The organism is Ottowia oryzae, from assembly GCF_003008535.1.
Classification (GTDB): Bacteria; Pseudomonadota; Gammaproteobacteria; order Burkholderiales; family Burkholderiaceae_C; genus Ottowia; species Ottowia oryzae.
This window is the reverse complement of sequence record NZ_CP027666.1, coordinates 2,471,453-2,489,135: the sequence shown is the minus strand read 5'-3', so window position 1 is coordinate 2,489,135 and position 17,683 is coordinate 2,471,453. Positions and strand designations below refer to the sequence as shown.

The 17,683-nt window shown below is 67.3% G+C and carries 14 protein-coding genes; 10 read left to right on the top strand and 4 right to left on the bottom strand.

Annotated features, from left to right (window positions below):
* Positions 1-78: 78 nt before the first annotated feature.
* The 5 genes from C6570_RS11385 to C6570_RS11365 all read left to right on the top strand — a co-directional run bounded on the left by C6570_RS11385 (position 79) and on the right by C6570_RS11365 (position 6,040).
* Positions 79-993, top strand: a complete 915-nt coding sequence (locus C6570_RS11385; protein WP_106703315.1) for a LysR family transcriptional regulator — start codon at positions 79-81, stop codon at positions 991-993.
* 85 nt (positions 994-1,078) lie between these two features.
* Complete coding sequence (locus tag C6570_RS11380; protein WP_106703314.1) at positions 1,079-2,050, top strand: MBL fold metallo-hydrolase; 972 nt, start codon at positions 1,079-1,081, stop codon at positions 2,048-2,050.
* Between the two features lie 262 nt (positions 2,051-2,312).
* Positions 2,313-4,076 (top strand): FAD-dependent oxidoreductase, encoded by a 1,764-nt coding sequence (locus C6570_RS11375; RefSeq protein WP_106703313.1) that lies wholly within the window; start codon positions 2,313-2,315, stop codon positions 4,074-4,076.
* Between the two features lie 11 nt (positions 4,077-4,087).
* Complete coding sequence (locus C6570_RS11370; protein WP_106703312.1) at positions 4,088-4,312, top strand: DUF2783 domain-containing protein; 225 nt, start codon at positions 4,088-4,090, stop codon at positions 4,310-4,312.
* Positions 4,313-4,708: 396 nt separating this feature from the next.
* On the top strand, positions 4,709-6,040 hold the full coding sequence (locus tag C6570_RS11365) for a hypothetical protein (protein ID WP_106703311.1): 1,332 nt from the start codon (positions 4,709-4,711) through the stop codon (positions 6,038-6,040).
* A 109-nt stretch (positions 6,041-6,149) separates the two neighbouring features.
* On the opposite strand, the gene C6570_RS11360 is transcribed toward C6570_RS11365, so the two are convergent.
* Positions 6,150-7,673, bottom strand: a complete 1,524-nt coding sequence (locus tag C6570_RS11360) for a rhomboid family intramembrane serine protease (protein ID WP_106703310.1) — start codon at positions 7,671-7,673, stop codon at positions 6,150-6,152.
* 224 nt (positions 7,674-7,897) lie between these two features.
* On the opposite strand from C6570_RS11360, the gene aspT reads away from it, so the two are divergent.
* Together aspT and C6570_RS11350 are read left to right on the top strand one after the other, a co-directional pair.
* On the top strand, positions 7,898-9,580 hold the full coding sequence (gene aspT / locus C6570_RS11355) for an aspartate-alanine antiporter (RefSeq protein WP_483870164.1): 1,683 nt from the start codon (positions 7,898-7,900) through the stop codon (positions 9,578-9,580).
* 213 nt (positions 9,581-9,793) lie between these two features.
* Positions 9,794-11,392: a bifunctional aspartate transaminase/aspartate 4-decarboxylase gene (locus C6570_RS11350; RefSeq protein WP_106703308.1), complete on the top strand. Its 1,599-nt coding sequence runs from the start codon at positions 9,794-9,796 to the stop codon at positions 11,390-11,392.
* Between the two features lie 117 nt (positions 11,393-11,509).
* On the opposite strand, the gene C6570_RS11345 is transcribed toward C6570_RS11350, so the two are convergent.
* A complete protein-coding gene (locus tag C6570_RS11345) occupies positions 11,510-12,808 on the bottom strand; it encodes an O-acetylhomoserine aminocarboxypropyltransferase/cysteine synthase family protein (protein WP_106703307.1) in 1,299 nt (432 codons plus the stop codon).
* Positions 12,809-13,046: 238 nt separating this feature from the next.
* Here C6570_RS11345 and C6570_RS11340 point away from each other — a divergent pair, with 238 nt between their 5' ends.
* Positions 13,047-14,909: an NHL repeat-containing protein gene (locus tag C6570_RS11340; protein ID WP_106703306.1), complete on the top strand. Its 1,863-nt coding sequence runs from the start codon at positions 13,047-13,049 to the stop codon at positions 14,907-14,909.
* Between the two features lie 254 nt (positions 14,910-15,163).
* Here C6570_RS11340 and C6570_RS11335 read toward each other — a convergent pair whose 3' ends face one another.
* Both C6570_RS11335 and C6570_RS11330 read right to left on the bottom strand, forming a co-directional pair.
* Positions 15,164-16,270, bottom strand: coding sequence for a DUF6817 domain-containing protein (locus C6570_RS11335; RefSeq protein ID WP_106703305.1), 1,107 nt, complete (start codon positions 16,268-16,270; stop codon positions 15,164-15,166).
* Positions 16,271-16,326: 56 nt separating this feature from the next.
* Positions 16,327-16,752 carry an MAPEG family protein gene (locus tag C6570_RS11330; RefSeq protein ID WP_106703304.1) on the bottom strand — a complete coding sequence of 142 codons (426 nt, stop codon included), beginning with the start codon at positions 16,750-16,752 and terminating at the stop codon, positions 16,327-16,329.
* Between the two features lie 154 nt (positions 16,753-16,906).
* On the opposite strand from C6570_RS11330, the gene C6570_RS11325 reads away from it, so the two are divergent.
* Positions 16,907-17,179 (top strand): oxidative damage protection protein, encoded by a 273-nt coding sequence (locus tag C6570_RS11325; RefSeq protein ID WP_106703303.1) that lies wholly within the window; start codon positions 16,907-16,909, stop codon positions 17,177-17,179.
* Positions 17,180-17,205: 26 nt separating this feature from the next.
* Positions 17,206-17,643 (top strand): hypothetical protein, encoded by a 438-nt coding sequence (locus C6570_RS11320; RefSeq protein ID WP_211297591.1) that lies wholly within the window; start codon positions 17,206-17,208, stop codon positions 17,641-17,643.
* Positions 17,644-17,683: the final 40 nt, after the last annotated feature.

Sequence of the window (17,683 nt, the reverse complement as noted above, 5' to 3'; positions counted from 1 at the left end):
CGGCAGGCGCGGAGCCCTGCCCCACGCGCGCCCCAGCGCTTGCCCACCACCACCCACCCCATGCCCGCACCGCGCCCGATGAACGTCACCCTGCGCCAGCTGCGCGTGTTCCGCGCCGTCGCGCTGGAGCGCAACTTCAGCCGCGCCGGTGACAGCGTCGGCCTGACGCAGCCGGCCGTCAGCCGCTCGGTGGGCGAGCTGGAATCGCAGCTGGGCCTGAAGCTGCTCGACCGCACCACGCGCGAAGTGGCCTTGACCGAGGCTGGCCATTCGCTGGCCGCCCGGCTCGACCGCCTGCTGGACGAGCTCGATCAAACCCTGCAGGACGTGGGCGGCATGGCGCAGGCGCGGCGCGGCAAGGTGCGCGTGGCCAGCAGCCCCACTCTGTCGGCCAACCTGATGCCCGCGTGCATCGCCGCGCTGGCGCAGGCCGAGCCCGACATCCAGCTGGTGCTGCTCGACCGCATCCAGCAGGATGTGCTGGGCAGCGTGCACGCGGGCGAGGTGGACTTCGGCGTGGTGATCGAGCCTTCCGCCACCGACGACCTGCACTGCGAAAGCATCATGCGCGACCCTTTCGTGCTGGTGGCGCCGGTCGGCCACCCGCTGACCCTCAGCGGCGCGGTGCCGTGGCAGGCGCTGGACGGGCAGGCGTTGGTGCTGCTGGACCACGCCTCGGGCAGCCGCCGCCTGATCGATGCCGCGCTGGCGCGGCACGGCGCGCACTGCACCGTCGCGCAAGAAGTGGGCCACCCGACGACGGTGTTCCGCATGGTTGAGGCGGGCATCGGCATCAGCGTGATGCCCGCGCTGGCGCTGCCCCCGCAGGAGCTGGGCCACCTGGCCATCAGCCCGCTGACGCCCACGGTTGAGCGCGACATCGTGCTGGTACACCGCCGCAACCGCGCACCCTCGCCCCTGGCGCAGCGCGTGTGGGCGCTGGTGCGGCAAGCGGCGCCAGCGCGCGGCTTAAACGGCGGCCCACAAAATTAGTTATTTGCGAATTCGTTGACTGTTATTTAATTTGAACCCACAATCCGGCCACATTGCCCAAGAATCACCCACGGAGACAAAGCGCATGGCCGAAAAGAAATTCGCCTCCCAGGCCGACCTGGAAGCCAAGAAGATCAGCTGGGAACGCCTGAGTGACAACGCCTACGCCTACACGGCCGAGGGCGACCCGAACACCGGCGTCATCATTGGCGACGACGCGGTGATGATCATCGACGCCACCGCCACGCCCGTGGCGGCGCAAGGCGTGATCCAGAAGGTGCGCGAGATCACCGACAAGCCGATCAAATACGTGGTGCTGACGCACTACCACGCCGTGCGCGTGCTGGGCGCCAGCGGCTACCAGGGCGAGGGGCTGCAGCAGATCATTGCCAGCCAGGACACGCGCGACTTGATCGTCGAGCGCGGCCAGCAAGACATGGACTCCGAGATTGGCCGCTTCCCGCGCCTGTTCCAGGCCGTGGAAAGCGTGCCCGGCCTGACCTGGCCCACGCTGACCTTCCAGGGCGAGATGACGCTCTGGCTGGGCCAGCTGGAAGTGAAGATCCAGCAGATTGGCCGCGGCCACACCAAGGGCGACACCATCGTCTACCTGCCCAGCCAGAACATCTGCTTCTCGGGCGATCTGGTCGAGGCCGACGCCGCCTGCTACACGGGCGATGCGTATCTGGCCGACTGGCCGCAAACGCTGGACAAACTGGCCGCCTTCGGCTTCGATAAGCTGGTGCCGGGCCGCGGCCCGGCGCTGACCACGCCCGCCGCCGTACAAAAAGGCCTGGCCTACACGCGCGACTTTGTCAGCACCCTGTACACCAGCGCGCAAGAGGCGGTCGCCTTGGGGCTGGACCTGAACGCCTGCATGAAGCACACGCGCAAGGCGATGGACCCGAAGTTCGCGCAGGTCTTTATCTACGAGCACTGCCTGCCCTTTGACGTGACCCGCGCGCACGACGAGGCCAGCGGCATCCGCGACCCACGCATCTGGACGGCCGAGCGGGATACGCAGATGTGGCATGAACTGCAGAAGGAAACCCCCTGAGGCGCTGACGCGCCTTCCCCCTTTTGCTTCGCTAGGGGGACAACGCCAGTTCCCGGCGCAGGTCCGGGAACGGCGCTCACTGGTGACGGCGCGCGCTTCGCACAGCGATGGGGCGGTGGCGGTCGGGCGGTGATCTACGGCGCGGTTCAAGCCGGTGGTAACTACTGATTTGATAGCTGCTACCGCACTGTGCATGGGCGCCAGAGGCCCAAAACACTTATAAAAAAAGCGACGGCATTGACCGGTCGCAGGAGACAAGCAGGTGCAAAAAACGTTCACCTACCCCAAGTTTGAGTACGTCACGCCGCCAGAGCTGGCGGGCGCGGGCGCGGCGCCGGGGCATTACCCGGTGGTCGTGGTCGGCGCGGGCCCGGTGGGCTTGGCCACGGCGATCGATCTGGCGCAGCAGGGGCAGCCGGTGCTGCTGCTGGACGATGACGACACGGTGTCCATCGGCTCGCGCGGGGTGTGCTACGCCAAGCGCACGCTGGAGGTGCTGGACCGCATCGGCTGCGACAACCGCTTCGTGGACAAGGGCGTCAGCTGGGACGTGGGCCGCACCTTCTTTGGCGAGGGTGAGGTGTTCAACTTCAACCTGCGCCCGCAGGCTGGGCACCTGCGCCCCGGCATGATCAACCTGCAGCAGTACTACCTGGAAGAGTTCCTCATCCAGCGCAGCGATGAGCTGCCCGCGCTGCAAAAACGCTTCAAGAACAAGGTGACCGCCGTGACGCCCGGCGCCGACCGCGTCACGCTGCAGGTGGATACGCCCGACGGCCCCTACGCCCTCACCACCGACTGGCTGGTGGTGGCCGACGGCGCGCGCAGCCCCATCCGCACCCTGCTGGGCCTGGACATCGAGGGTCAGGTGTTCAAAGACCGCTTCCTGATCGCCGACGTGGTGATGAAGGCCGACTTTCCGGCCGAGCGCTGGTTCTGGTTCGACCCGCCTTTTCACCCCAACCAGAGCGTGCTGCTGCACAAGCAGGCCGACAACGTGTGGCGCATCGACTTCCAGCTGGGCTGGGACGCCGACCCGGTGGAAGAGAAAAAGCCCGAGAACGTGATCCCGCGCATCCGCGCCATGTTGGGCGATGACCGTGAATTCGAGCTGGAATGGGTCAGCGTCTACACCTTCCAGTGCCGGCGCATGAACCGCTTCACCCACGGGCGCGTGCTGTTCGTGGGTGATGCGGCGCATCAGGTGTCGCCCTTCGGCGCGCGCGGCGCCAACAGCGGCATTCAGGACGCAGACAACCTGGGCTGGAAGCTCAAGCTGGTCATGACGGGCCAGGCCCCCGCCACGTTGCTGGACACCTACCACCACGAGCGCGCCTTCGCGGCGGATGAAAACCTGCTGAATTCCACCCGCTCCACCGACTTCATCACCCCCAAAAGCGCCACCAGCAAGCTGTTTCGCAATGCCGTGCTGCAGCTGGCCGGGCGCTACCCGTTTGCCCGCGCGCTGGTCAATTCGGGCCGCCTGTCGGTGCCCACCTGGCTGGTCGACTCGCCACTGAACACGCCCGACAGCGATGAAGGCGCGCACGCGTTCTCTGGCCAGATGATGCCCGGCGCCCCGCTGGCCGACGCGCCCGTGCGCACGGCGGCCGGCGCCGAAGGCTGGCTGCTGCACCGGCTGGGCAACGGTTTTCACCTGTTGTACGCCGCGCCCGACGCCAGCGCGTTGGACGATGCCACGGTGCGCGCCCTTACCGCCCTGGCCGCCCTTAACGCCCTGGCCACGAGTGACTCCGCCGCGCCCATCGCCATCACCCCCATCGTCATTGCCGCCACCGGGCAGGCGCCGGCGGGGCTGACCACCTTGCACGACACAGCCGGCACCGTGGCCGAGCGCTGCGACCTGCGCCCTGGCAGCGCTTACCTGATCCGCCCCGACCAGCACGTGGCCGCGCGCTGGCGCAGCCTGGACGTGGCCAAGGTGCAAGCCGCCCTCGCCCGCGCCACCGGCCGCGCCCTGGCCGCGCAGACCGAACAGGGCGCAGCCAGCGCCTTGGCCGCCTGAAGGAAACCGCCATGCCCCTGAACACCGAGCCGAACTTTCACGAAGCCGGGCGCCGCTACTTCCAGGCCTACTCGCCAGGCGACGATTTCTACGAGCTGCTGATCGACACCCACCGCGACCTGACCGACGCGCAAAGCGCCCAGCTTAACGCCCGCCTGATCCTGCTGCTGGCCAACCACATCGGTGACATCGCCGTGCTGCGCGAAGCGCTGCAGGCCGCGCGCGACGGCGCTTGATCGGGCGTTCGGCTGGCGCGCGCCAGCCAAGCCGCGGGCACCCAGCGGGTGGTGCCCTGCGGGCGCCACCCCGGCAGGGCGCAAGGGTGCATCGTTTACTATCTATTTGATAGCTGCCAGCGCACAATCCACCTGCGCTAAGACGCGATTTCTTCTGCAATCACACCGGCGCACAGCGCGTGAAAGCCATGCGCGGCCGGGCGGCATGCCCCGCCCCAGTACCGCCAACGCCAAAGAGCCGACGCCAGGTAATCAAGCCCAGACAGGCGGTACTCCAAGGCGTTTCGTTCTGACACAATTGGGCGCAACCATGAGAAGGGGCACGGGGCGCTGTGCGGCCTGCCCCGTCTCAGCTTCTTGCCGACCCCGCTGTAACGCTGTAACACCCGCACTGCCATGGCCGCTCCGCTGACCGCTCCCACCTCTTTGCAAGACGACGACGGTGATCGCCCGGGCGCCATCGCGCCTTTCTGGCGGCGGCTGAACAGCTTCTTCCTCTTTCCCCTGCAGATGGAGCCGCTGATCTTCCTGCTGCTGCTGTCGGCGGGCAGCTATCTGCTGTTTTTGCCCATCATCGGGCGGATCTTTGCGGTGTTCGGTCTGGCCCTGGGCGCCAGCCGGTATGCCTTCAAGGTAGCGGCGCTGGCATCGCGCGGTGTGCTGCACAGCCGCGACTACACCAATGCGCTGACCGATCCCGACTGGAAGGTGCTGCCCTGGAAGTTCTTCGTGGTGCTGGTGATCCACACCCTGGTCGTCGGCTTTCTGGCCAGCCGCAACGAATGGCTGGGCCTGCTGGGCATGCTGGCGTCGTCGCTGGCCATGCCAGCCACGCTGATGGTGCTGATCCAGTCGTCCAGCCTGCGCGCCGCGCTGAACCCGTTCGAGCTGCTGGGCACCATGGCCGACATCGGCGCGCAGTACCTATTGCTGTGCCTGTTCCTGTTTTTGCTGCAGGCAGGTTTTCCCAAAGCCGTGCAGCTGCTGCTGCCCATCACGCCCAGCTGGATGCTGCTGCCCATGCTGGTGTTTTGCGCCGTCTACTTCCTGTGGGTGATGGCCGCGCTGATCGGCTACGTGATGTACCAGCACCACGGCGCGCTGGACATCGACCTGCTGCGCGAGCCCGAGGACGAGCCCGAGGTGACTGCCCAGCGCCCCGTCAAAACGCAGGCGCAGCTGCGCGACAGCGAGATCGCCGAGCTGGTGCAAAAAGGCGATCTGCAAGGCGCGATTGCGCAGGCGCGCGAATGGGCGCGCACCGGACACGACAACGTGGCCGACCAGCGCCGCTACCACCGCGTGCTGCTGCTGGACGTGCCCACCTCCGGCCGCCTGCAGCTTCACAGCCAGACCTATCTGCCGCTGCTGCTGTTGCGCAAATTGGGGCCCGAGGCGCTGGACGCGCACACCGCGGTGCTCAAGGTGCTGCCCGAATTCGACGCTGGCAAGCCCGACGTGACCCTGGCCCTGGCCGAGCAGGCCTGGAAGCGCATGGACGCCAAGCACACCCTCATGCTGCTGCGCGCGTTTGACAGGCGCTACCCCGGCGTGGTGGAAATTCCGCGCGCATATGAGCTGATCATCCGCGCCCTCAAGCAAGGCCAGGGCAAGGGCTACAAGGCCATGCCGGTGCTGCAGGCGATGCAGCGCCGGTACCCCGATCACCCCTCCACGCAGGAAGCGGCCTGGGTGATGCGCGATGAAGTGAACGCGCCAGCTGCGTGACGGCCCAGCGCCAGCGCGGCCGCGCGCCGACTGGCGCCAAATACTATGGATTAGATAGCTGCCAGCGCTTGTCCAGCGGGCGCTGGAGGCCGTTCAGACGTTCAAAGGTTTATGCCGAAGTGTGCGCCGCCAGGCGCCGCGTCAGCGCGTCGTGCGGCGCGCGCTGCTCCAGCACCGGCAGCCAGGCCTGCGCGTCCTGCGCGCGGCCGGATTTGAGCAAGGCGTTGATCAGCAAGTCCATCGTGTCCACCCAGCCTTCGGGCAAGGTGCTGCTGGCGGCCAGCGCGCGCGCCAGTTGCTCGGCGTCCTTGAATTCACCTTCCAGCACGAAGCTGCGCACCAGCTGCTGCAGCGTGGCGGGGCTGATGCGGATGGCCGGCTTGGCGCGGTCCAGGTACACGCGGTAGCTTTCCACCTGCAGCTGCCGGTGCGCCGCGTGCCGGGTCGACAGCTTGAAGATCTGCCGCGCGGCGGCGTGAAAGCTGTCGCTGGCCGGGTCGTGGCGGGCGCTGTCGAACCAGGCGCGCAGCACGGTCAAGTCCGTCGGCGCCAATCTTGCGGCGCGTTGCCAGACCTGCGCGGCATCGCCAAAGCGCAGGCTGCGCGTCAGCGCGCGGGCCTTGTCGGCCAGCTGCTTAAGCTCGCCCTGGCGCTCGGCCTGCTGCGCATCGGCCGGGCTCGGGGCGGCGGCGGTGGGTGCCTCAACGCGCCTGATCTGCATGACCAGTGCCATCAACACCGCGCCGGTGGCCAGCCCGCCCAAGTGCGCCATGTAGGCCACTTGCGCGCCCCCCAGCAGGTGCTGAATCAGCTCGAACGCCATCCATACCGGCAGCATGATCAGCGCCGGCCAGCGCGCGTAGTTGAAGTAAAAGAAGAACATGTAGAAAAACGGGATGCGCCGCAGCCGGTACAGCACCACGTACATGCCCATCAGCGCCGACACCGCGCCTGACGCGCCCAGGCCCAGCCCGCCCATGCCGGCGTACATCCACGCCGCGAAGGCCGACGCGCCGATGCCGCCCAGCAGGTAGCACACCAGGTACAGGCTGCGGCCCAGCGCCATCTCCAGCGTGAAGCCGAAGAGGAACAGGAACACCATGTTGCCCACCAGGTGACCCAGGCTGCCGTGCAGGAAGGTGTTGGTGAGCCAGGTGATGGGCCGAAAAGGGGCGTCGGCGTCATGGTCTTGCGACCAGCGCTCGGTGAAACGGTCGGGCTCGCGCGGGGTGAAACGGTCGCGCTCGGCGCGCCATGCGGCGTACTGCGGGCTGCCTGGGCGAATCACTTCGTCGGCCAGCAAGCGGCTGCGGAAGTCGTTGTCGTGCCACATCGCCTGGTAGATGGCCGAATACGCCTTGGCTTTCAGCGCCTGGGCCAGCAGATCGGCACGGTCGCGGTCGCGCCGGCGGCGGCTCTGGCCGGCACGCGCCTGCACGTCCTTCACGTAAACCGGCAGCTCCAGAGCGGGCAGCGTGCTCTGCACGTAGGCATCCGCCATGCGCCCCACGGCGCGCTCTTCCGGCATCTGCCAGCCGATGTACACCCAGCAATTGATGGCGATGAGCAGCAGCGTCACCCACGGTGGCGAGCGCCAGGACGGCCTGGTTTCCAGCGGGATGGCGATGAACATGCTGCAAAGGGGGGCGGGTGGTCGGCGCGCAGCATGCCCGGCACCACCGCCTCAGCAACAGCGCAGTGATTGCGGCTGCATCGCGGGACATTGTCCTACAGGAATCTCACATCCCCCCATTTGAGGGGGTGTAGAGTCAAAGGCCGTCGAATATTTTTCACGTTCGGATCGGTCGGAAAGAATAATCCGCTGCGGCCCGAACCCCTTGGAGGAAGTGCACGATGTTGCAATGGCTGCAGGATGGCCTCAGGCATTCACCTGAGATTCTGATATTTCTCTCGCTGGCCATCGGGTACTGGATCGGCCAGATCCATCTGGGCAAATTCCAGCTCGGCGGCGTCGCCGGATCGCTGCTGGTGGCGGTGCTGCTCAGCCTGCTGGGGGTGCCGATCGACAATGGTGTCAAGTCGATCCTGTTCGCGCTGTTTATCTACGCCGTTGGCTTTGAAAGCGGACCGCAGTTCTTCAAGTCGCTGGGGCGATCTTCCATCCGCGAGATCATTCTGGCGGCATTCATGGCGCTGTCGGGGCTGGCCACGGTGCTGGTCATGGCCAAGCTGTTTCACCTCGACAAGGGCTTGGCTGCAGGCTTAGCGGCGGGCGGGCTGACCCAGTCGGCCATCATCGGGACAGCGGGCGACGCGCTGTCCCGCCTCGGTCTGGCGCCGGCGGAGCTGCAGAAGTTGCAGTCCAACGTCGCGATCGGCTATGCCGTCACGTATATCTTTGGCTCGCTGGGCGCGATCATCGTGTGCGTCAACCTCCTGCCGCGCTTCATGGGCCGGGATATCCGCGACGATGCGCTGAAGGCCGAAGCGGCGCGCCTAAAAGGCGCGCTGGTGCTCGGGCCCGGTGAGAGCACTGCCACGCCCGAGATCGTCGGGCGGCTTTACCGCATTGGTTCGGCAGCGGCCGGCACCACATTGGCAGCGCAGGAAGCTACCTACCCGGGAATCACGTTCGAGCGCCTCAAGCGCAGCGGAAAGCTGCTCGACACAGCACCAAGTACGGCGCTAGCGGCCGGCGACATCGTGCTGGTGGTGGGCCGGCGCGACGCCGTGGTGCCCGCCGCTGCCGCACTGGGCGACGAGATCGAAAGCGAGCCCGGCATGGAACTGGTGATGGACACGCTGGACGTGGTGGTGCGCAACCCCGAATTCACCGGCAAGCCGCTGTCCGATCTGGCTCGTGCCAACGACACGCTGCGCCACGGCATCTACGTACTGGCCATCCATCGCCTGGGCGAGCCAGTGGCGCTGAACGGCCAAACCGTGCTGCAGTCAGGTGACGTGGTGACGAGCTACGGCGCCGATAGCGACCTGCGCCGCGTGGCCGCGCGCGTGGGCGGCGTGATGGCCGTCAGCAACAAGACCGACTGGGTGTTCCACGGCTTCGGCCTGGTGCTGGGCCTGCTGATCGGCCTGCTGGTGCTGCGCGTGGGCGGCATTCCGCTCACGCTGGGCGCGGGCGGCGGAGCCCTGCTCTCGGGCCTGCTGTTCGGCTGGCTGCGCACGCGCCACCAGAGCGTGGGCAACATGCCCACCGCGGCGGTGCAGCTGCTCAAGGACCTGGGCCTGGCCGGCTTCGTGGCCGCGGTGGGCCTGCAGTCGGGCCTGCAGGCGATCGACACCGTGCGCAGCAGCGGCCTGTCGCTGTTCATGATCGGCGTGGTCGTCACCCTGGTGCCGCTGGTGCTGTCGATGCTGTTCGGGCGCTACGTGCTGCGCTACGACAACACGGCCGTGTTCGCCGGCGCGCTGTCCGGGGCGCGCAGCGCCAACCCGGCCTTCGGCGGCGTGCTCGACAAGGCCGGCAACTCGGTGCCCACGGTGCCGTTCGCCATCACCTACGCGCTGGCCAACGTGTTTCTCACCCTGCTGGGGCCGCTGGTGGTGGCCTTCGCCTGAGAAGGTGTGAACGAGGACCCGACATGCCCGCTCGTCCCGCCAAAACGCACGCCCTCGGCGTTGCAAATGCTCGCCATAGCCCGAGCTATGGCTGCGCTTTGCGCCTGGATGGCGCACGTTTTGGCGACCCGCTCGGACACGCCGGATTCATTCGCACCTTCTGAGCGCACGCTCTCTCCCATTGTTTTCACTTCGCTTCAAGGATCCTCCGACATGGCCAAGACCGATTATTCGCAATACACCCAGCTGAGTCCGTTCGAGCTCAAGGACAACCTCATCGCGCTGGCGCAGTCGCACGCCGACCGCACCATGCTCAATGCCGGGCGGGGCAATCCCAACTTCATGGCCACGGTGCCGCGCCGGGCCTTGTTCCAGCTGGGGCTGTTCGCGGCCGAGGAGTCGGAGATGTCCTTCTCCTTCCTGTCCGAAGGGGTGGGTGGCTTTCCGCTGCAAGACGGACTGACGGAGCGCTTTCAGGGCTTCCTGCGCCGCCACGCCCAGTCCCCGGGCGTGGCCTTTCTGGCCCGGGCGCTTTCCTACGTGCGCGATCAGCTGGGGCTGGACGCCGACACTTTCGTGCGTGAAATGGTCGAGGGCGTTCTGGGCTGCAACTACCCCGTCCCCGATCGCATGCTGCTCACCAGCGAAGCCATCGTGAAGGAATACGTGCTGCGCGAGATGGGCGCGAGCACCCTGGACCGCGACGGGCTGGACCTGTTCGCGGTGGAGGGCGGCACCGCGGCGATGGCCTACATCTTCAACTCGCTGCGCGAAAACGGTCTGATCGCGCCAGGCGACAAGATCGCCATTGGCTCGCCCACCTTCACGCCTTACCTCGAAATTCCCCACCTCAACGACTACGAGCTGGTCGAGGTGCTGATCGAAGCCGATCCCGATCTGGGCTGGCAGTACCCCGAGGCTGAACTGCGCAAACTCGAAGACCCGGCGGTGCGCGCCTTCTTCGTGGTCAATCCCTCCAACCCGCCTTCGGTCAAGATCAACGACGCCGGCCTGCGCACCATTGCCGACATCGTGGCCAAGCGGCCCGACCTGATTTTGCTGACCGACGACGTGTACGGCACCTTTGCCGACGACTTCCGATCGCTGTTCGCCATCTGCCCGGCCAACACCATCCTGGTGTATTCGTTCTCGAAGTACTTCGGCGCCACCGGCTGGCGCCTGGGCGTGATCGCCACTACGCGCGACTCGGCCGTGGACCGGCAGATCGCCGCCCTGCCGGCCGACACCCGCGCGGCGCTCGACAAGCGCTACGCCTCGCTCACCACCGAGCCGGCCAAGATGAAGTTCATCGATCGCCTGGTGGCCGACAGCCGGGCGGTGGCGCTCAACCACACCGCCGGCCTGTCGACACCGCAGCAGGTGCAGATGGTGCTGTTCGCGCTCTTCAACATGATGGACGCGGGCGGCAGCTACAAGTCGGCCCTCAAGTCGATCATCCGCCGGCGCGACGCCGCGCTGTACCGCCAACTGGGTGAGCAGCACCGCGACGATGAAAACAGTGTGGACTACTACACCCTCATCGATCTGCAGCAAACCTGCCGCGCGCTGCATGGCGACGCGTTTGCGGCCTGGGTACTCAAGACGCAGAACCCCATCGAGCTGCTGTTCCGCATCGCCGACGAAACCGGCGTGGTGTTGCTGCCGGGCAAGGGCTTCGGTGTGCTGCACCCCTCGGCGCGCGCCTCGCTGGCCAACCTCAACGAATACCAGTACGCGGCGATCGGAAGTGCGCTGCGCAAGCTGGTGGATGAGTATTTCGCGCAGTTCAAGGCGTCGGCTGGCAAGTCCTGAGCCACCCGTCCCATCGTGGCAAAGCGGCAAGCCTCTGGTTGCCGCTTTTTTTATAGCTGCCGGCGCTTATGCACAAAGCGCCAGCACCCGTTTTGGCTTGCAATGTCGCGGCCGCCGTCACACCTTCGCCAGCGCTTGATCCAGGTCGGCCAGCAGGTCGTCGATGTGCTCGATGCCGATGCACAGGCGCACGGTTTCTTCCTTCACGCCGGTCTTGGCCAGCTCTTCAGGCGACAGCTGGCGGTGCGTGGTGCTGGCCGGGTGCGTGGCCAGGGATTTGGTGTCGCCGATGTTGACCAGGCGGGTGAACAGCTGCAGCGCGTCCAGAAAGCGCGCGCCCGCCGCTCGGGCATCGTCACCCGCTGCGGATTTCACGCCGAAGGTGAACAGGCCAGAGGCGTTGCCGCGCAGGTACTTTGCCACCAGCGCGTGGTCGCGGTGGTCTGGCAGCCCGGCGTAGCTGACCCAGGCCACCTTGGGGTGCTTTTGCAGCCACTGCGCCACCTTCAGCGTGTTTTCGCCGATGCGGTCCATGCGCAGCGCCAGGGTTTCAATGCCTTGCAGGATCTGCCAGGCGTTGAAAGGCGACAGCGCCGCACCCATGTTGCGCAGCGGCACCACGCGCGCGCGGCCGATGTAGGCGGCAGGGCCCAGCGCCTCGGTGTAGATCACGCCGTGGTAGCTGACGTCCGGCTCGTTCAGGCGCGGAAAGCGCGCCTTGTGCTCAGCCCAAGGGAACTTGCCACTGTCCACGATCACCCCGCCGATGGTGGTGCCGTGCCCGCCCATGTACTTGGTCAGCGAATGCACCACGATGTCGGCGCCGTGCTCGAACGGGCGCAGCAGGTAGGGCGTGGCCACCGTGTTGTCCACGATCACCGGCACGCCGTGCCGGTGGGCGATGGCGGCCACCTTGGCGATGTCGGTCACGTTGCCTGCCGGGTTGCCGATGGATTCGACATACACCGCCTTGGTGCGCGCGTCGATCAGCTTCTCATAACTCTCGGGATCGTTGTGGTCGGCAAAGCGCGTGGCAATGCCGTACTGCGGCAGCGTGTGGGCAAACAGGTTGTACGTGCCGCCGTACAGCGCCGTGCTGCTGACGATGTTGTCGCCGCTTTCGGCAATCGTCTGAATGGCATAGGTGATGGCCGACTGGCCCGACGCCACGGCCAGCGCGGCGATGCCCCCCTCCAGCGCGGCCACGCGCTTTTCCAGCACGTCATTGGTGGGGTTCATGATGCGGCTGTAGATGTTGCCGGGCACCTTCAGATCGAACAGGTCGGCGCCGTGCTGCGCGCTGTCGAACGCGTAGGCCACCGTCTGGTACAGCGGCACCGCCACGGCCTTGGTGGTGGGGTCTGGGCTGTAACCGGCGTGTACGGCCTGGGTTTCAAACTTCCATGCGTCGGACATCGGCGTCTTCTCCTTCGTTTTCAGTATTGATTTGATAGCTGCCAGCGCTTGTCGCACGAGCGCCAGAGCCTGTTTTGGCTTGAAGCCCGGCGCGCGCTATGGCGCAGCGAGCGTGGCTACGCTGCAGTCTAGCCGCCGGGCGCCGCGGCTTGGCGCCGCGCCTTCGACTCTTTGGCGATGAGCTTATGCCCGCAGACCGCCACTTACACTTCGCCCCAGAACTGAGGGAAGTCAAACAATGAGTGAGGTGGGGTATCGAGCGGCGCTGAAAGCCGTGATCGGCGTGATGGCCGCGCTGGTGCTGGCCTTTGTGCTGCGCGGCACGCTGTGGCCCCACCAGCTGGGCCCGCGCCTGCCCGCCGCGTTTGACCAGCACATCTGGCTGGTCAGCCAGGACGCGCTGCAGCAGTTCGACGCCCAGGGCCAGCGCCTGCAATCGCTGCCGCTGCGCGAGCTGGGCATTGGCAGCACCGTCAGCAGCCTGCAGTTCACCGCGCCCGACGTCGCCTTTGTGCACGACGCGCAAGGCGTGCGCCGCTGCCTGATCAGCCAGAAGACATGCACCACGCTGGCCCTGCCCGGCCTGCAGGCCACGCCCGGCTTTCGCTGGGTGCGCGTGGCGGCGGACGAGGGCGAAATCGTCGTGTCCGACACTGCGGCGCACCGCATCCTGGTGTACCGCCGCCCTGCGGCTGGGGCGCCCTACGCGCTGGCGCGCACCTACGACCAGGGCCTGCGCTTTCCCAACCAGACCTTGCCGGGCGAGGGGCGCCTGTGGGTGGCCAACACCAACCGCCATGAGGTGGCTGCGCTGGACGCCACGGGCGCCAGCCCCACGCCGGTGGTGCACCGGGCGGTGGATTTTTCCGGCCTGCGGCCGGGGCGCCGGTATCCGTTCGCCATGCAGCGCGATGGCGACCAGGGCCGCTGGGTGCTGGTGGCCGACCCGGCGATGCGCAACGCCGATCTGCTGCGCATGGATGGCGAATTCAAGCCCCGCCAGGTGGTGGCGCTGTCGCCCGACCAAGACCCGAACGGCTTGCTGTGGACGGGCGGGCGCCTGTTGGTGACCGACGCCACGCAGTTCCAGGTGCACCAGGTGACGGCCGACGGCAAGGTGCTGCAGCCCTTTGGCGACGCCGTTTTCCAGGCTGAGCTGCAGGCGGGCCGGTCTGCCTATGTCTGGGGCCAGCGCCTGCCCTCGCTGCTGATGGGCGCCATTGCCGCGCTGATGCTGCTGGCGGTGTTTCTGGGCTGGAAGGCTGGCGAATTCAAGCGCCTGACTGGCACGCGCTGGCGCGCACCCGGCGATGAAAAAGGCGATAGAAAAGTCGCCGCCAAAGGCAAGGCGACTGGCGAATCAGCGGGCGACGCCAGCGGCCGCGCGGGCCAGCCGCAGGCCGAAGTGCAGCCGACCGCCCCGGTCGCCAAAACCCGTTTGCGCGCCCAGGTAGCACCCCGTGCCGCAGGCCTGCGCGCGCCGCAACCCGGCAGCGTGACCAAAGTGCGCGCCCTGCCCGGCGCCACCGCCACGCGCCGCCGCTGGCTGGTGGGCCTGGGCGTGCTGTTCGTGGGTTTGCTGGTGGCGTTGATGGTCGGCTTCTGGCCCGGCTACTTCCAAGGCGACTGCGGCCCCGATCTGCCTTGCAACCTGCCCCGCATCGTGCGCTGGCTGGCGGGCATCACCACGGTCTTCATCGTGATCGTGTACGCCACGGCTTGGAACATGCTGCGCCGCTGCGAATCGCTGCGCATCGCCACCGACGGGCGGCGCGTGGCCGTGCAATGGGCGGGTGGCAAGGTGGCCAAGGCGCCCGCCGAGCAAGTGACGTGCACGCGCCAGCACCTGCTGATCGGCGCGCACACGGTGCCGCTGCGCATCAACGGCAGCCCGTTGTTTGACGAGGCGGCGTTTCGCCGCGACATCCTGGGGCGCCTGCCGCAGCTGAACGTGCTGGACGGCCCGTTCGATTTCGGCTGGCTGCGGCACATGCTGCGCCACGGCGGGTGGAAGGGGCGGGTCACGGCCGTGGTGGTGATCGCGCTGGTTTTGCTGGCGCTGGGCCGGCTGGTGGCCGTGGCCTGGCGCCACCTGGGCTGACAAGGTCAGCGCAACCTGAACAACGGTTACGCTTCAAACTTGATAGCTGCCAGCGCTTTCTGTACCAGCGCTGACGGCCGATTTGATACCAAATTGCGTTCAATCCGTCAGAAACCGTTCGCACTGAGCCTGTCGAAGTGCATGCACCGCGCAGGGCTTCGACAGGCTCAGCCAGAACGGTTCTTATATTTTTGAGGGCGGATTCGTATGAATCAAATTCAGGCCTTGCGCGCCGACCAGGGCCCGCCGCCGTCTCAGGCCGCCTCGCGCAAGGCCAGGTTGTTCAACTTGTCCAGCCGCTCGGGCCAGGCGCCGGGGCCATCGGCAGTGGCGCCCTGAAGCAGGATGCGCGTCCAGGCGACCCAGGCGTCCCACTGCACGCGCTTGTCCCAGGCGTTGCCCCAGCTGCAAAAGGCTTGCAGGGCGCTGGTGGCGGCGCGGGCGGCGTCTTCGCGGCGACCGGCGCTCAGGTACAGCTGGGCCAGCACCATCTGCGGCTCGCCCACCCAGGGGTTCAGGCGCACGGCCTGTTCCAGCACGCCGGTGGCCACGTCGAGGTCGACCAGCGGCTGGTCTTGCTGGATGACCGACCAGTACAGCGACGCGGCGGCCGCGTCGTCGCTGGCGCCCAGCGGCGCGGTGCAGGCGTTGAACACCGGCGGCATGGGCAGGCGATCTTTCAGCGCCGGGTGCTGCAGCGCCAGGCCCAGGCGGTTGATCTGGTGCAGCATGCGGCCGCTGGGGCGCATGGGGCCGGGCCAGAGCGAGGCCATCCAGTGCACGGGCTGCTGGCGGGTGGTGTCGGTGTCAGGAAAGCGCGAATAAATGTCGTCCTGCCAGCTGAACCACTGCTCGATGGTGTCGGCCATGCTGACGATGATGAAGGCGGCCACCACATCGGGCGCCAGGGTGATGGCCTCGCCCTGGTTGGTGTGCAGCGGCAGGCTGCCGTCGGCCTGGATCTGCCCGGCCAGCACTTTCTGCACGAATTCGCGGCGCGAGGCGGTGCAAAACAGGTAGACCAGCTCTTCCTCGGCCTGCCCGACCAGCGCCTGCAGGCGGCTGCGCTCGGTGGCCGCGTCAAACTTCACCAGATCGACAAAGGCGTTGCCGTACACGCTGTGCAGCAGGCCCAGCAAGCGCACGTGGCGCGGCTGCTGCCACAGCGCCAGGCTGCGCGCCACGCCCACCAGGTGGTGCCGGAAGGTGCCGGCCTTGTGCCAGTCCTGCCCGACGCCACGCGCGAGCACGGTGGGCAGCACGGGCGCCAGATCGGCATCCTTGGTCAGCCATTCGTCGTCCAGCAGGGCCTGGGCGCGGGTGAACAGGTCGGGGTTCAGGGCTTGGAAAGGCAGGTTCATGGCCAGCGGGCTTGTCTCGTCGAATGGGTATGGAGGGCGCATGGGCGCCAGCGGGGTCAGCGCAGCTGCCAGAGCAGCCGCACCAGCATAGCGCCCAGCACGACATTGCTGGCAGCAAACACCGCCAGCCGGTGCGTCACGCGGTTGTAGCCCAGATGGATCAGGCTGTGCAGCAGGCGCAGCGCCACGTAAGCCCACGCCAGGCGCAGCGCCCACGCGTCGGTGCGGCCCGCCAGCGCCACGCCAAGGCAGACCACGTAAAACAGCACCGGGATTTCCAGCAGGTTCATCACCGCGCGGTTGGGCACGCGCGCCTCGGGCGGCACGCGGAGCGATTCGCCGTGGCGAAAGTCGTCCCAATCCAGGCCATGGCGCCGCATGGCGCGCCAGCGGACCCAGGGCACCAGCAGCAAGACCAGCAGCGTCCAGCAGGCCAGCACCAACATGGGGCGCAGGATGAGCAAATCTTGGGCAGCGGGCATGGTGGGGCGCACGAAGGATTTCGCACCAGTGTGGCATAGCCCGACTTGCCAGCGGCTTTGGCAGTCTTGCTAAAGTCAGGCCTTGAACGGGCGGCGCCACGGCATGTGGAGGTACAGCCCGGCCCACGAATTCTGGATAAAAAAAGGACATCCCATGGCACGCATAGTCAACTGCATCAAACTGGGTCATGAAGCCGAAGGGCTGGACCTGCCGCCCTACCCCGGCGATCTGGGCCGGCGCATCTGGGAAAACGTGAGCAAGCAAGCCTGGCAGGACTGGCTCAAGCACCAGACCATGCTGGTCAATGAAAACCGCCTGAACCTGGCCGACCAGCGCGCACGCGAGTACCTCAAGCGCCAGATGGAAAACCACTTCTTCGGCGGCGGTGCCGATGCCGCCGCCGGCTACGTGCCGCCAGCTGCTTGAGCCCCACCGCCCTGCGCCCAGTCACCATGAGCGCGGTGCCCGCGCCCAGTGAACGCGGTGCGGCGCTGCGCGGCTTGCGCCGCCCATGCCACTTTCGCCCCGGCCCCAACGGCGTGCGCGCCTGGGATGTGCACCGGCAGATTCGCCTGTCGCACGGCCTGCCCGTGCAGGCCGTGCAGGGCGTGCCATTGGGCGACATCGCCGAGCTGAACAAGAACGGGTGGTTTGAACACGCCGACGAAATGCCCAAGCCCCGCGCCATCATCGATCACGTGCGCCTGATGGACGCGGCCGATTTGCGCCGGCCGGTCATCCTCAGCGCCGACGGCCGTGTGATGGACGGCATGCACCGCATCGCGCAGGCGCTGCGCCAGGGGCGCACGCACATCGCCGCCGTGCGCTTTGCGCAAGACCCGCCGCCCGACCATGTGGGCGTCGATCCGGCAGCGGTGCCCTACGACTGAGGCGCAGGCACGGCGGGCGGCGCCGCGCCCCTGATGCATG

Coding starts and splice junctions, on each gene's coding strand:
- C6570_RS11350 (WP_106703308.1), top strand. CDS start 9,794: ATGGCCAAGACCGATTATTCGCAATACACCCAGCTGAGTCCGTTCGAG.
- C6570_RS11380 (WP_106703314.1), top strand. CDS start 1,079: ATGGCCGAAAAGAAATTCGCCTCCCAGGCCGACCTGGAAGCCAAGAAG.
- C6570_RS11325 (WP_106703303.1), top strand. CDS start 16,907: ATGGCACGCATAGTCAACTGCATCAAACTGGGTCATGAAGCCGAAGGG.
- C6570_RS11365 (WP_106703311.1), top strand. CDS start 4,709: ATGGCCGCTCCGCTGACCGCTCCCACCTCTTTGCAAGACGACGACGGT.
- C6570_RS11320 (WP_211297591.1), top strand. CDS start 17,206: ATGAGCGCGGTGCCCGCGCCCAGTGAACGCGGTGCGGCGCTGCGCGGC.
- C6570_RS11335 (WP_106703305.1), bottom strand. CDS start 16,270: ATGAACCTGCCTTTCCAAGCCCTGAACCCCGACCTGTTCACCCGCGCC.
- C6570_RS11330 (WP_106703304.1), bottom strand. CDS start 16,752: ATGCCCGCTGCCCAAGATTTGCTCATCCTGCGCCCCATGTTGGTGCTG.
- C6570_RS11360 (WP_106703310.1), bottom strand. CDS start 7,673: ATGTTCATCGCCATCCCGCTGGAAACCAGGCCGTCCTGGCGCTCGCCA.
- C6570_RS11340 (WP_106703306.1), top strand. CDS start 13,047: ATGAGTGAGGTGGGGTATCGAGCGGCGCTGAAAGCCGTGATCGGCGTG.
- C6570_RS11345 (WP_106703307.1), bottom strand. CDS start 12,808: ATGTCCGACGCATGGAAGTTTGAAACCCAGGCCGTACACGCCGGTTAC.
- C6570_RS11370 (WP_106703312.1), top strand. CDS start 4,088: ATGCCCCTGAACACCGAGCCGAACTTTCACGAAGCCGGGCGCCGCTAC.
- C6570_RS11385 (WP_106703315.1), top strand. CDS start 79: ATGAACGTCACCCTGCGCCAGCTGCGCGTGTTCCGCGCCGTCGCGCTG.